This is a genomic window from Stutzerimonas kunmingensis (assembly GCF_002929225.1).
Taxonomy (GTDB): domain Bacteria; phylum Pseudomonadota; class Gammaproteobacteria; order Pseudomonadales; family Pseudomonadaceae; genus Stutzerimonas.
Genome location: NZ_PISM01000018.1, coordinates 391,981 through 405,255, shown reverse-complemented (window position 1 = coordinate 405,255; position 13,275 = coordinate 391,981). Strand labels below are relative to the sequence as shown.

Annotated in this window: 11 protein-coding genes; 10 read left to right on the top strand and 1 reads right to left on the bottom strand. The window is 58.0% G+C overall.

The window, feature by feature from the left end:
• Window positions 1-5: 5 nt before the first annotated feature.
• Window positions 6-800, top strand: coding sequence for a thermonuclease family protein (locus CW305_RS12475; RefSeq protein WP_104098039.1), 795 nt, complete (start codon window positions 6-8; stop codon window positions 798-800).
• A 149-nt stretch (window positions 801-949) separates the two neighbouring features.
• Entirely contained in the window at window positions 950-2,218 is a 1,269-nt protein-coding gene (locus CW305_RS12470; protein WP_014821724.1) for a malic enzyme-like NAD(P)-binding protein, read from the top strand.
• A 63-nt stretch (window positions 2,219-2,281) separates the two neighbouring features.
• Here CW305_RS12470 and CW305_RS12465 read toward each other — a convergent pair whose 3' ends face one another.
• The gene (locus CW305_RS12465) at window positions 2,282-4,729 is read right to left on the bottom strand and encodes a penicillin-binding protein 1A (RefSeq protein ID WP_104098038.1); all 2,448 of its coding nucleotides are present in this window, start codon (window positions 4,727-4,729) and stop codon (window positions 2,282-2,284) included.
• A 180-nt stretch (window positions 4,730-4,909) separates the two neighbouring features.
• Between CW305_RS12465 and CW305_RS12460 the strand changes: the two genes are divergently transcribed.
• From CW305_RS12460 to CW305_RS12425, 8 genes are read left to right on the top strand one after another with little or no spacing between them, the layout of a single operon-like run.
• Window positions 4,910-5,974, top strand: a complete 1,065-nt coding sequence (locus tag CW305_RS12460; RefSeq protein WP_023446117.1) for a pilus assembly protein PilM — start codon at window positions 4,910-4,912, stop codon at window positions 5,972-5,974.
• Window positions 5,974-6,546, top strand: a complete 573-nt coding sequence (gene pilN / locus CW305_RS12455) for a type 4a pilus biogenesis protein PilN (RefSeq protein ID WP_014821721.1) — start codon at window positions 5,974-5,976, stop codon at window positions 6,544-6,546. The genes CW305_RS12460 and pilN overlap by 1 nt, the downstream gene beginning before the upstream one ends.
• The gene (gene pilO / locus CW305_RS12450; protein WP_003301043.1) at window positions 6,543-7,166 is read left to right on the top strand and encodes a type 4a pilus biogenesis protein PilO; all 624 of its coding nucleotides are present in this window, start codon (window positions 6,543-6,545) and stop codon (window positions 7,164-7,166) included. Before pilN ends, pilO begins: the two co-directional genes overlap by 4 nt.
• On the top strand, window positions 7,163-7,690 hold the full coding sequence (gene pilP, locus CW305_RS12445; protein WP_003301042.1) for a type 4a pilus biogenesis lipoprotein PilP: 528 nt from the start codon (window positions 7,163-7,165) through the stop codon (window positions 7,688-7,690). The genes pilO and pilP overlap by 4 nt, the downstream gene beginning before the upstream one ends.
• A gap of 53 nt (window positions 7,691-7,743) precedes the next feature.
• On the top strand, window positions 7,744-9,888 hold the full coding sequence (locus CW305_RS12440; protein ID WP_104098037.1) for a type IV pilus secretin PilQ: 2,145 nt from the start codon (window positions 7,744-7,746) through the stop codon (window positions 9,886-9,888).
• Window positions 9,889-9,893: 5 nt separating this feature from the next.
• The gene (gene aroK / locus CW305_RS12435; RefSeq protein WP_014821719.1) at window positions 9,894-10,439 is read left to right on the top strand and encodes a shikimate kinase AroK; all 546 of its coding nucleotides are present in this window, start codon (window positions 9,894-9,896) and stop codon (window positions 10,437-10,439) included.
• 23 nt (window positions 10,440-10,462) lie between these two features.
• On the top strand, window positions 10,463-11,566 hold the full coding sequence (aroB, locus tag CW305_RS12430) for a 3-dehydroquinate synthase (RefSeq protein WP_104098036.1): 1,104 nt from the start codon (window positions 10,463-10,465) through the stop codon (window positions 11,564-11,566).
• A 10-nt stretch (window positions 11,567-11,576) separates the two neighbouring features.
• Window positions 11,577-13,163, top strand: a complete 1,587-nt coding sequence (locus CW305_RS12425) for an AAA family ATPase (RefSeq protein WP_104098035.1) — start codon at window positions 11,577-11,579, stop codon at window positions 13,161-13,163.
• Window positions 13,164-13,275 lie beyond the last annotated feature (112 nt).

Sequence of the window (13,275 nt, the reverse complement as noted above, 5' to 3'; positions counted from 1 at the left end):
ATCCAATGGGGTTTTCCGAGCACATGAAAAAGGCGTCCCTGGTGGGCGCCTTTTTCGTTTCCGTCTTCTGGCAAATTCAAGCGCTTGCCTTTTGCCCGTCGCCGGGGCGCTTGTCGACGCTGGAAGTGGCCCAAGTCGTTGACGGCGATACGCTGCGTCTGGTTGATGGTCGCAGCGTGCGGCTGATCGGCATCAACACGCCGGAGCTGGGGCGTGACGGGCGCAAGGCCGAGCCTTTCGCACTGGCCGCACGGCGCCGACTGCAGGCATTGGTGCAGGCCAGTGACGGGCGGGTCGGTCTGGTCCTGGGTCAGGAGCGGCAGGATCGCTATGGGCGCACGCTGGCCCATGCTTATGACGCGCAGGGACGTAATCTCGAAGCCGTGCTGCTTGCCGATGGCCTTGGCTTCATGGTCGCGGTGGCGCCGAATACACGGCTGGTGGCCTGTCAGCAGCGGGCCGAGCAGCAGGCGCGGCAAAACGGTCTGGGTGTCTGGCGCGAGCTGAAGCCCTGCTCGCCGCAATCGTTGAGGCGTGGTGGCTTCGCGCTGCTCGAAGGCAGGGTCGAGGGGATCGAGCGCAATCGCGGCGGCTATTGGCTGGAAATGGATGGTCCGCTGGTGGTGAACATACCGCCGCAGGCGCTTGACGCATTCGATGTCCGGACAATGACCGTGCTTGCCGGGAAGCGACTCGAGCTGAGGGGCTGGGTAGTCGACCGCCGCGGACGGGTGGGTGCCGGGCAGGCCCGCTGGATGCTGCGCGTCACCCATCCGGCGATGCTGGGATTGTCGCGCTGATCGGCTGTTCGTAACGGCGCGTGAATCTACCCGGAAAGTCGTAGCGGCTTGGGCTTGACAGTCAGCCGGCCCGCTGGCTTGTGAGTGCGCTTGTTCTTGGCGTATGCTCGACCGCCTGTCTGTCCCAGTAAAATAAGCGGAAATGCCACATGACTGACCTGAAAACTGCCGCGCTCGAATACCATGCCCAGCCCCGTCCAGGGAAATTGAGCGTCGAGCTGACCAAGCCCACCGCCACCGCTCGTGATCTTTCCCTGGCCTACAGCCCGGGTGTAGCTGAGCCTGTGCGCGAGATCGCTCGCGATGCGGAACTGGCTTACCGCTACACTGGCAAAGGCAACCTGGTGGCTGTTATCTCCGACGGCACCGCTATTCTCGGCTTGGGCAACCTTGGCCCGCTGGCTTCCAAGCCGGTGATGGAAGGCAAGGGCGTGCTGTTCAAGCGTTTCGCTGGCGTCGACGTATTCGACATCGAAGTCGATGCGGAAAGCCCGCAGGCCTTCATTGATACCGTCAAGCGCATCTCGATCACCTTTGGTGGCATCAATCTGGAAGATATCAAGGCGCCGGAGTGCTTCGAGATCGAGCGGGCGCTGATCGAGCAGTGCGATATCCCGGTTTTCCATGACGACCAGCATGGCACCGCCATCGTGACGGCTGCCGGCATGCTCAATGCGCTGGAAATCGCCGGCAAGACTCTCGAGCAGGCCAAGATCGTCTGCCTCGGTGCTGGGGCTGCCGCAACCTCGTGCATGAAGCTGCTGGTCAGCATGGGTGCGAAAATCGAGAACATCTTCATGATCGATCGCAAGGGCGTCATCCACGCCGGCCGTGACGATCTGAACCAGTACAAGGCTGTGTTCGCCCATGAAACCGACAAGCGCACTCTGGACGATGCGCTCGAAGGTGCCGACGTTTTCGTCGGCCTGTCAGGCGCCAACCTGCTGAGTCCGGAAGGTCTCAAGCGCATGGCGGCCAATCCGGTCGTCTTCGCCTGCTCCAATCCTGATCCGGAGATCAGTCCGGAGCTGGCGCATGCGACGCGTTCGGATGTCATCATGGCAACTGGTCGCTCGGACTACCCGAACCAGGTCAACAACGTATTGGGCTTCCCGTTCATCTTCCGTGGCGCGCTGGATGTTCGCGCCAAGCGCATTAACGAGGAGATGAAGATCGCGGCTGCCATTGCGCTGCGCGATCTCGCCAAGTTGCCAGTGCCGGCTGAAGTGGCTGCTGCGTACGGTGTGGATAGTCTGGAATTCGGCCGCGAGTACATCATTCCGAAGCCAATGGATCCGCGTCTGATCACGTTGGTGTCTGATGCTGTGGCCAAGGCAGCCATCGAAAGTGGCGTGGCGACATTGCCTTACCCGTCGCATTATCCGCTGCAGTCGGTTAACGACGTTTTCAACGGCTGACCGCGCTGAAAAAACAAACCCCGCCAAGGCGGGGTTTTTTGTTGGCTGGCGAAAATCGGTCGATCAGAACAGATCCAGCGGGGCGGCTTCATCGGCCGGAAGAGGGCTGCCAGGTGCCTGGGTTCCAGAGTCGAATTCACCCATGGGGGGCGGCGAATCCTCGCTCTTGAAGACCTCGAAATAGGCGTCAGGCGTGCTGGGTGTGGCGGAGCGACCGCTGACCGGATCGATGCGCAGCTTGAGCAGCCCGTCCGGCTCCGCTGGCGGGTGCTCGGGCATGTCCTTTAGCACTGCGCTCATGTAGCTCATCCAGATCGGCAGAGCGACCGTGCCGCCATACTCGTTGCGCCCCAGGCTTTGTGGCTGGTCGAAGCCCGCCCATACCGTGGTTACGATGTCGGCGTTATAGCCGGAGAACCAGCTGTCGATGGAGTCGTTGGTGGTGCCGGTTTTTCCTGCGATGTCACCGCGCCCCATGGCCAGCGCACGTCGGCCTGTGCCGCGCTTGATAACGTCCTGCAGCATGCTGGTCATGATGTAGGCGGTACGTTCATCGAGTACCTGCTCGGCAAGGCGTGGTTCGGCGTCGAGTGCCTCGCCGTCGAGTGCCTCGCCGTCATTCAGGTCTCTAGTGTCAGGCGCTGCGTAAGCCTCGGCCTCTGTTTCCTCGGTCTCGGTATTCCGCGATGGCACGCGTGCCGGGTTGGCCTCGAAGAGCAGCTTGCCTTCACGGTCTTCTATGCGCTGGATCAGGTATGGCTCGATCTTGTACCCGCCGTTTGCAAAGGTCGTCCAGCCGGTGGCGATCTCCATAGGTGTAAGCGTCGCCGTACCCAATGCCAGAGATAGGTTGCGCGGCAGGTCCTGCGGATTGAAACCGAAGCGGCTGATGTAATCGACCGTGTGGTCGATGCCCATTGTCTGCAGCAGACGAATCGAAACCAGATTCCTCGATTTGTACAGCGCCTCGCGCATGCGGATCGGCCCGAGGAACGTATTGTTGTCGTTCTTCGGGCGCCAGATGCGGTCCATGCCCTGTTCGACAAAGACGATGGGGGAATCGTTGACTAGGCTCGCGGCGGTGTAGCCCGCGTCCAGTGCTGCGCTGTAAATGAACGGTTTGAAGCTTGACCCGGGTTGGCGCTTGGCCTGGATGGCGCGGTTGTAGTTGCTCTGGCCAAACGAGAAACCGCCTGCGAGCGCTTCGATCGAACCATCCTGGGGGTCGAGTGAAACCAGTGCCGCCTGCGCCTGCGGCACCTGGCTGAATACGGCTGTTTCATCATCCTGCCAGCGAATGCGGACCACGTCGCCTAGCTTGACCACGTCGGCTGGGCGCTGCGGCCTTGGCCCCATGCTGTTGATGCCGAGGTAGGGGCGGGCCCACTTCATGCTGTCCCAAGCGACTGCGTGCTCGTTTCCGTCGCGCGTCAGCACCAGAATCCCGCTGGTCTCTACCTGCGTGACGACGGCCGGCTGCAGCCCGGAAAGGCTTCGGTACTTGGCCAGCTCGCTGGGCCAGCTATCGCGCGGCAGTTCTGCGAGGCGCGCTTCCGGTCCGCGGTAGCCGTGCCGCTGGTCGTATTCAATCAGTCCATTGTCGAGTGCGAGGTTGGCAGCAACCTGCCGCTCGCTGGACACCGTGGTCTTTACCCGGAAGCCATCCGTGTAGGCAGCGCTGCCGAAGCGGCCCACCATCTCGGCGCGCGCCATCTCCGCGATGTAGGCGGCATCCAGCTCGGGGGCTGCGCCGTGGTACCGAGCGGTCTCAGGTTCGGCGAGTGCTTGCCGATAGCTAATTTCATCCAGTGAGCCAAGTCTGTGCATGCGGCCCAGGATCCAGTCGCGCCGCTCTTTGCTGCGGGTCGGATTAACCAATGGATTGAATGCAGAGGGTGCCTTCGGCAGGCCGGCGATCATCGCCAGCTGTGCGACGCTAAGCTCCGAAATGGGCTTGCCGTAATACACCTGAGAAGCCGCCTCGATTCCATAGGCACGATTGCCAAGGTAGATCTTGTTGACGTACAGCTCGAGGATTTCGTTCTTGCTGAGCTCGCGCTCTATCTGCAGTGCCAGCAGTATCTCGTTGATCTTGCGCGAGAAACTCCGCTCACTGGTAAGGAAGTAATTCTTCGCCACCTGCATGGTAATGGTGCTGCCGCCGGTCTGAATCTGCCCACTTTTCAATAATTGCGTGGCAGCGCGCATCAGGCCGGTTATGTCGACGCCATAATGATTAGCGAAATTGTCGTCCTCGGCAGCCAGCAGTGCGTGGATGAATTCCTCAGGGATGTCCTCGAAGTGGATCGGTGAGCGTCGCATTTCCCCGAACTCGGCGATCAGCTTGCCATCCGCGCTATAAACCCGCAGCGGAATTTGAAGCTGTATGCTCCGCAGGGAATCGACGGAGGGGAGGTTGGGGCTGAGGTAGAGAAATGCGCCGCTGATGCTCAGCAAGAGTGCGCAAAAGACTGCGAAGCACGACCAGAGAAAAAATTTCAAAAAACGCATCAGGGTTCTTGGAATCCAGGATTTGGGGGAGGAAGACTGCGGCGATGCTGAAAGGGAAAACCGTTCACATTATATGCGGTTTTTTTGCCGGGTAGCCATTTGCGCTTCTGTCAAGGCTGTTATCTAATGTGGATAAACATAATTAATCCGTAAGTTGCGGATAAAGATAGGAAATCGGTCGTGCTAGGGCTCTTCACTAAGAAAGCGAACACGCTGCTTGGGATCGATATCAGTTCGACCTCAGTCAAGCTCCTCGAATTAAGTCGATCAGGTAGTCGCTACCGCGTCGAGGCTTATGCTGTCGAGCCGCTCCCGGCAAACGCCGTAGTTGAAAAGAACATCGCCGAGCTCGAGGGCGTCGGCCAGGCATTGCAGCGGGTGGTTGCCAAGGCCAAGACCGGATGCAAGTCGGCGGTAGTGGCTGTTTCAGGCTCCGCGGTAATCACCAAGATCATCGAGATGGATGCTGGTTTGTCCGACGAAGAGCTCGAGAATCAGCTGAAGATCGAGGCGGACCAGTACATTCCCTATCCGCTGGAAGAAGTGGCGATCGACTTCGAAGTCCAGGGGCCGGCTCCTCGCTCTCCTGGCCGAGCAGAAGTCCTGCTCGCCGCTTGCCGCAAGGAAAACGTCGAAATTCGTGAGGCAGCGCTTGCGCTGGCGGGGCTCACTGCCAAGGTGGTTGACGTCGAAGCCTATGCGCTCGAGCGGTCATACGGGCTACTCGCTCCACAGTTGGGTGCGGCGCATGGAGAGCTGACCGTCGCCGTGGTGGATATCGGTGCCACCATGACTACCCTCAGTGTTCTGCATAACGGTCGTACTATTTATACCCGTGAACAGCTTTTTGGCGGGCGTCAGCTGACGGAGGAAATTCAGCGACGCTACGGCCTTTCACAAGAAGAAGCTGGTCTAGCCAAAAAGCAAGGCGGCCTCCCAGACGACTACGACAGTGAGGTTTTGCTTCCGTTCAAAGAGGCAGTTGTGCAGCAGGTTTCTCGCTCGTTGCAGTTCTTCTTTGCGGCAGGACAGTTCCATGATGTCGACTGCATCCTGTTAGCGGGCGGGACGGCATCGATACCTGGGTTGGATCACATGATTCAGCAGAAGATCGGTACTCAGACTCTAGTTGCGAATCCATTCGCCGATATGGCTTTGAGCAGCAAAGTGAATGCTGGAGCGCTGGCTAGCGATGCGCCGGCCTTGATGATTGCTTGTGGCCTGGCGCTGAGGAGCTTCGACTAATGGCGCAAATCAACTTGCTTCCGTGGCGTGAACAGCTGCGTGAAGAACGAAAGCAGCGTTTCCTAGCGTCTCTGGTCGGTGTGCTGGTCATAGCGGCTGGTCTGGTCTTTCTTGGAGATCGTTATTTCCAAGCTGCGATTGAGCAGCAGAGTGCGCGCAACGAGTTTGTCAAAAAGGAAATTGCGGTTCTTGATGCTCGTATTAAAGAAATCAAAGAATTGAAAGAGCGTCGTCAGCAACTACTGGAGCGAATGAAGATCATCCAGGACTTGCAAGGTAATCGACCTATTATCGGGCGAGTTTTTGATCAGCTTGTAAGAACTCTGCCGGATGGAGTGTATTTCACTTCGGTAAAAATGACCGGAAAGAACATTGCGATCATTGGTGCTGCCGAATCGAACAATCGTGTCTCCAACCTTATGCGCAATCTTGATGCCTCTGATTGGCTCGAAGCGCCGAATCTGAACGAGGTGAAAGCCGTCACCGCCGGTGCCGTGGATCAGGAAAATGTGTTCCAGCTGACGGTTCAGCAAACGCAGCCGGTTGCCGCTACGGAAGGAGCAAAGCCATGAGTCTGGCTGAATCGTTAGATAGTTTTCGCAAGATAGACTTCGCTGATCTCGATCTTAATAACCTCGGTTCTTGGCCTGCGCCGGTCAAGTTCATTGCCGGCGTTATGCTTCTCGCAGCGGTGCTTGCTCTAGGTTATTACTTTCATTTGCAGGATATGCAACTGCAATTGGAGCAGCAGCGCGCTCAGGAAGAAACCTTGAAGCAGCAGTTCTCGACCAAAGCCTTCCAGGCCGCCAATTTGGAAGCTTATAAAGCGCAAATGGCCGAGATGGAAACGTCGTTTGGTGCGTTATTGCGGCAACTGCCAAGCGATACCGAGGTCCCTGGGCTTCTGGAAGATATCACTCGAACAGGTCTCGGTAGTGGGCTGGAGTTCGAGGAAATCAAGTTGCAGCCAGAGGTGGCTCAGCAGTTTTATATCGAGTTGCCTATAAATATTAAGGTCGTTGGGGGGTATCACGATCTGGCAACTTTCGTGAGTGGTGTGGCAAGCCTTCCGCGTATCGTCACGCTACATGATTTCGAGATCAAGACTGAAAAGAACGAAGCTACATCAAAATTGCGGATGAACATCGTCGCTAAGACTTATCGTTATAACGACAAGGGGCTGCAGAAATGAATCGCGCGAGACTTACTGCGTTGGGCTTAAGTCTGGTTGCGCTGACTGGCTGCGGCAGCAGCAACGACTTCGGCGATCTGCAGCAATATATGAATGAGGTCAGGGCGAAGCCGAAAGGGACAATTGAGCCGCTACCGGCATTCATTCCCTACGAAGCCTTTACCTATAGCGCTGCCGCCCTGCGACATCCGTTTCAGCCTCCCGTCAAGCTTGATTTAACCCAGCGGCAAAAGGGCTCAAAAGATATCCAGCCCGATGAGTCGCGAGTCAAGCAGTTTCTTGAGGGGTTCAATATCGAGAACTTCACGATGGTAGGCACGTTAGCCAATGGTGGGGGGCGGTACGCCTTGATCAAGGGCGGCGACGGGGTTCATCGCGTCAAGATTGGTGACTATTTGGGGCGCAACCATGGCCGTATCGTCGAGATCAGCGATGCGGGAGTGGATGTAGTGGAAATCGTACCTGATGGAGAGGGTGGGTGGCTCGAGCGCCCGCGCAGTCTGACCTTGAAAGAGCGCACCTAGCGCGGGGCAAAAGCATGGAAAACCTTTACCGGTCTGCACAACGGAAGCAATTTATGAACACTACCCTTTCACGCCTAGGTATCTCTTTGCTGGCGGCGTTTATTTCTCCAGCCCTGCTGGCGGCCAACCTGAACGCCCTCGATGTCGCTACGCTGCCTGGCGACCGTGTTGAATTGAGGTTTGCGTTCGACGAACCGGTGGCTGCACCGCGTGGTTATACCCTCGATCAGCCTGCGCGGATCGCGCTCGACCTACCCGGCATATCCAATAAGCTCGGAGCGAAGAATCGCGAGCTAGGAGTTGGCAATGCGCGGAGCGTGACCGTCGTTGAAGCCCAAGGCCGTACCCGACTGATCGTTAATCTCAATACTCTGGTGCCCTACTCCACTCGCGTAGATGGTAACAATCTCTTTGTGGTATTGGGCGAAAGTTCGGGTGCTGTACGTGCCCCAGCTGTTTCAGCTGCGCCCGTTGCTCCAGTGGCTGCGCCTGCCAAGGCGATGGCTGTAGGTAAGGCGATCGAGAACATCGATTTCCGTCGGGGTGAAGACGGTGCCGGAAACGTCGTTATTACGCTCTCTGACCCATCGGTAGGCTCGACCATTGAGGAGCAGGGCGGAAAGATTCGTGTCCTCTTCGACAAGGCTCAACTGCCGGAGGCGCTGCGTGTTCGTCTTGATGTTCAGGATTTCGCTACGCCCGTGAAGTTTGTCGATTCGTCCGCTCAGGCCGGTGGAGCTAGTGTCGCCATCGAGCCGACCGGTCGATACGATTATCTGGCGTACCAGACAGACAACAAACTGACCATCAGCATCAAGCCTCTGACCGAGGATGAAGTCGAGAAGCGCAAGGCTGAGCGTTTTACTTATTCGGGCGAGAAACTCTCGCTCAACTTTCAGGATATCGACGTTCGTTCCGTACTGCAGCTGATCGCTGACTTCACCGATCTGAACCTGGTGGCGAGCGATACCGTCGCTGGCAACATAACCCTGCGTCTGCAAAACGTGCCTTGGGACCAGGCGCTGGATCTGGTGCTTAAAACCAAAGGGCTGGATAAGCGCCAGGTTGGTAACGTGCTGCTGGTCGCGCCTGCCGACGAGATTGCTGCCCGTGAGCGTCAGGAGCTTGAGTCGCAGCGGCAGATCGCCGAGCTTGCTCCACTTCGTCGCGAGGTCGTGCAGGTCAGTTATGCGAAGGCTGCAGATATTGCCCAGTTGTTTCAGTCGGTGACAGACAATGGAGGAGGCGCTGAAGAGCGGGGGTCTATTGCTGTCGATGACCGTACGAACAATATAATCGCTTATCAAACACAGGATAGGTTGGATGAGTTGCGCCGTATTGTGGCGCAGTTAGATATCCCAGTGCGCCAGGTGATGATTGAGGCAAGGATAGTCGAGGCCAATGTCGATTATGACAAGAGCCTTGGCGTGCGTTGGGGAGGCAATCTTTGGGCTGGCGACAAGTGGAATGCTTGGGGCCGCGACGGAAATCTTGGAGTTGCAGACGACCCGGATGCCTCTGGTAAGCCTGGTGATGAGGACTATATTCCTTCGCGTCAGGTTGGACGCTTTCCCGGGATTCGGGAAATTCCACTAAACACACCATTTGTGGATATGGGTGCCATAGGCGCAACCTCGGGATTTGGGCTGGGCTTCGTGACTGATAATGCCATTCTTGACCTGCAATTGTCAGCGATGGAGAAAACCGGCAACGGTGAAGTCGTTTCGCAGCCTAAAGTGGTGACCGCTGATAAGGAGACGGCAAAGATTCTGAAGGGTGCGGAGGTTCCTTACCAAGAGGCGAGTTCCAGCGGTGCAACTAGCACTTCTTTTAAAGAGGCAGCTCTTTCGCTGGAGGTGACTCCACAGATTACCCCGGATAACCGGATCATCATGGAGGTAAAGGTTACTAAGGACGAGCCTGACTTTTCTCAAGCTGCCAGCACCGGTGGTGTTCCAGCCATCCGTAAGAACGAGGTTAATGCGAAGGTCCTGGTTACTGATGGCGAAACGATTGTCATCGGCGGTGTCTTTTCCAATACGCAGAGCAAGTCCGTGGATAAGGTTCCTTTGCTAGGTGATCTTCCCTTCGTAGGGCGTCTGTTCCGTCGTGATCTGGTGCAGGATCGAAAATCGGAGCTGCTTGTGTTCATCACACCTCGGATCATGAATAATCAGGCGATTCAAGCCAGTCGCTGAGATTAATGCAGAACTTCATTCTCGTAGGCCCGATGGGTGCTGGTAAAAGCACCATCGGGCGTTTGCTTGCCAAAGAGCTTCGTCTCCCATTCAAGGATTCCGATAAGGAGATCGAACAACGGACCGGTGCCAGCATTCCACTGATCTTTGACGTGGAGGGTGAGGGCGGCTTTCGTGAGCGGGAGCGGGCGGTGATCGCCGATCTCTGCCAGCTCGAGGGAGTGGTGCTGGCGACTGGCGGTGGTGCGGTGTTGCGAGAGGATAATCGGCAGGCCCTTCGTGCGGGTGGGCAAGTCGTCTATCTTTGCACGTCGGTCGACCAGCAGCTCGAACGCACCGCCCGCGACCGCAACCGGCCGCTATTGCAGGCTAGTGATCCCCGCAGCGTTCTGTCCGCCCTCATGGCCATTCGCGATCCGCTATATCGCTCGATAGCTGACGTCATCATCGAAACCGACGAGCGTCCGCCGCGGATGGTTGTGACGGAAATTCTCGACCGGCTCGCGTCTTTACCGCCTCGTGAAAGCCGGGATGAATCTGCGCTATCCTAGACCCCTTTATTGTTGGGGGCCCCATGCAGACTCTTCAGGTCGATCTCGGTGAGCGTAGCTATCCCATTCATATTGGCGAGCGGTTGATTGATCGCGCCGAGCTGTTTTCCGACAGGATCCGCGGGCGGCAGGTGGCCGTTGTCACTAATGAAACTGTTGCGCCGCTGTATCTCGATCGACTGACTCAGACCCTTTCCGACTACACCGTTACTCCGGTGATTCTTCCCGACGGGGAGGAACACAAGAATTGGCAAACTCTGCAGCTGATCTTCGACGCTCTGCTCGGAGCTAGGCACGATCGCAATACCACGGTCATCGCGCTGGGTGGCGGCGTCATTGGCGATATGGCGGGCTATGCAGCTGCCAGCTATCAGCGTGGCGTGGACTTCATTCAGGTTCCCACCACGCTATTGTCGCAAGTGGACTCTTCGGTCGGCGGCAAGACCGGTATCAATCACCCTCTAGGCAAAAACATGATCGGGGCGTTCTATCAGCCCCGAGCGGTCATCATTGACACCGCGACCTTGAAGACATTGCCGCCTCGTGAGCTTTCTGCGGGACTGGCTGAGGTGATCAAGTATGGGCTTATCTGCGACGAGCCCTTCCTTGGCTGGCTTGAGGCAAATGTTGATCGACTTCGAGCGCTTGATCCTGTGGTGCTGACGGAGGCGATCCATCGCTCCTGCGCTGCAAAGGCCAAGGTGGTGAACGCTGATGAGCGCGAGTCCGGCGTGCGCGCGATTCTCAATCTAGGTCACACATTTGGCCACGCGATAGAAACACACATGGGCTATGGCGTCTGGTTGCATGGTGAGGCCGTGTCGGCGGGAACCGTGATGGCGTTGGAGATGTCTTGTCAGCTGGGCTGGATCACGCGGATGGAGCGTGACCGGGCCATCAGGTTACTGCAGCGCGCGGCGCTTCCGGTTGTGCCCCCCGCGCAGATGAAGCCGCAGGACTTTCTCGAGCACATGGCCGTCGACAAGAAGGTTCTGGACGGTCGGCTGCGCCTCGTTTTGCTGCGGCGAATGGGCGAGGCTGTTGTGACCGGGGACTTCCCTCGCGACGTGCTGGAAACCACCTTGAGCGCCAGTTACGGTGCAATGACGGAACACCTTGGAGCATAAGAAAATTTCCATGACCAGTTTGTCTGCGGACGACGCGTTTCTGAATCACTATGGCTTCAGCCATGACCCGTTTGCTGCTCGCGTTCCGGGCTTCAAGTTCTTCCCCGCGCAGCGCAAGCCGGTGCTTGGGCAGCTTCATCATCTGGCGCGCTACAGCCAGTTGCTGCTGCTGGTTACCGGGCCGGAGGGAAGTGGAAAAACCCTTTTGCGTCAGGCACTGGTTGCCAGTAGCAACAAGCAGGCGGTTCAGAGCGTAGTCATTACCCCTCAGGCTACGATGGATGCGAGCGCGCTGTTGGCACAGATCGCTCAAGCACTGAACAGCCAGGAGGCCGATTTCGACGGCGTGATGGCCCAGGTCATCCAGCTGGCGTTGACAGGTCAGGAAGTCTATCTATTGGTCGACGACGCCGAGCAGTTGACGGGTGCTGCGGTGGAAACTCTTCTGCGTCTAGCTGCGGGCACCCCTGAGGCCAGGCCGCATGTGTTCCTGTTCGGTGAGTCTGCGCTTGGCGGGCGGCTCGAGGCCTTGAGTGATGGCGAGGAGCGCTACCATGCCATCGCGCTGCAGCCGTATGAAGAGGACGAAACCAGGGAGTACCTGGCATTGCGGCTGGAGGGTGCCGGTAGCGGCCTAGAGTGTCTGAGCGAAGAGCAGATTGGTCGTATCCATGAGCAGTCTGGTGGTTGGCCGGGGGCGATCAATCAGTTGGCCCGAGACGAGCTCATCGCCGCGATGCAGAGCAAGCGCGGTCGGCGGAAATCGGGCGGTATCGGATTTCCGCTACCCAAAAAACATTTGGTCGCTGTAGTCGCAGTCCTTGTTCTTATAGCGGTCGGCTTTCTTTTCTTGCGTGGCGGCGATTCCGAGCGCCCTTCGGCCCCCGAAGTGACCTCCCTGCCGCTCGATGCTTCGCCTGTCTCGGGGCCGGCTGCTGAGACCGCGGAGCAGGACCCGGCTGCCATCGAGTTCGATGGACAAGAGCGGCCGTTGTCCCTGCCACTGGGTGGCGACGCACAGCCGGTGGTGCGCGAGCCGCTGGCAGCCGCTGCTGGTGGCGAGAGCGAGGACGAGAATGGCGGGCCCACCGCGAATGCCGCAATCCCTACAATTCCTGCACCTGCACCTGCACCTGCACCTGCACCTGCACCAGCACCAGCACCAGCACCAGCACCGAGCGAGCGTGTTCAGCCCGCACCTGCTCCGCAAGTTGCTGCTCCGGCTCCCGCTCCGGCGCCAGCGTCACGCCAAGTGCGGCCGAATGCCGCAGAGCGTGCGCCTGCTGCAGCAACTGCCTCGGGCTCAACCAATAGCACTTGGTATGCGAGTCAGCCGGGAAGCAATTATCTGGTCCAGATTCTGGGGACTCGTGTCGAGAAGAACGCTCAAGCGATCGTCCAGCAGCATGGCGGTAACTACCGATACTTCGCCAAAGTGCATGAAGGCAAGCCGCTCTACGTCGTGACTTACGGCAACTTCGCGAATCGTGCTGCTGCGGTCGCAGCGGTCAAGACGCTGCCCGTCTCGTTGCAGGCTGGCAAGCCGTGGGTACGAAATTTGGCAGGCGTGCAACAGGAAATCAAACAGACTCGATAGAAAAATGCCCCAAAAAAGTGCGCAATGCACCTTTTTGGGGCTTGCAAAAATAAATTGTGTCGCTCTAGCTGGCTTTGTAAACTGCTCCCCCTTTTGCCCACGTGAATGACGG

What these genes read in the sequence shown, in the direction of transcription:
- CW305_RS12475 (WP_104098039.1), top strand. Translation starts at nt 6, where the DNA reads ATGGGGTTTTCCGAGCACATGAAAAAGGCGTCCCTGGTGGGCGCCTTT.
- CW305_RS12470 (WP_014821724.1), top strand. Translation starts at nt 950, where the DNA reads ATGACTGACCTGAAAACTGCCGCGCTCGAATACCATGCCCAGCCCCGT.
- CW305_RS12465 (WP_104098038.1), bottom strand. Translation starts at nt 4,729, where the DNA reads ATGCGTTTTTTGAAATTTTTTCTCTGGTCGTGCTTCGCAGTCTTTTGC.
- pilN (WP_014821721.1), top strand. Translation starts at nt 5,974, where the DNA reads ATGGCGCAAATCAACTTGCTTCCGTGGCGTGAACAGCTGCGTGAAGAA.
- pilO (WP_003301043.1), top strand. Translation starts at nt 6,543, where the DNA reads ATGAGTCTGGCTGAATCGTTAGATAGTTTTCGCAAGATAGACTTCGCT.
- pilP (WP_003301042.1), top strand. Translation starts at nt 7,163, where the DNA reads ATGAATCGCGCGAGACTTACTGCGTTGGGCTTAAGTCTGGTTGCGCTG.
- CW305_RS12440 (WP_104098037.1), top strand. Translation starts at nt 7,744, where the DNA reads ATGAACACTACCCTTTCACGCCTAGGTATCTCTTTGCTGGCGGCGTTT.
- aroK (WP_014821719.1), top strand. Translation starts at nt 9,894, where the DNA reads ATGCAGAACTTCATTCTCGTAGGCCCGATGGGTGCTGGTAAAAGCACC.
- aroB (WP_104098036.1), top strand. Translation starts at nt 10,463, where the DNA reads ATGCAGACTCTTCAGGTCGATCTCGGTGAGCGTAGCTATCCCATTCAT.
- CW305_RS12425 (WP_104098035.1), top strand. Translation starts at nt 11,577, where the DNA reads ATGACCAGTTTGTCTGCGGACGACGCGTTTCTGAATCACTATGGCTTC.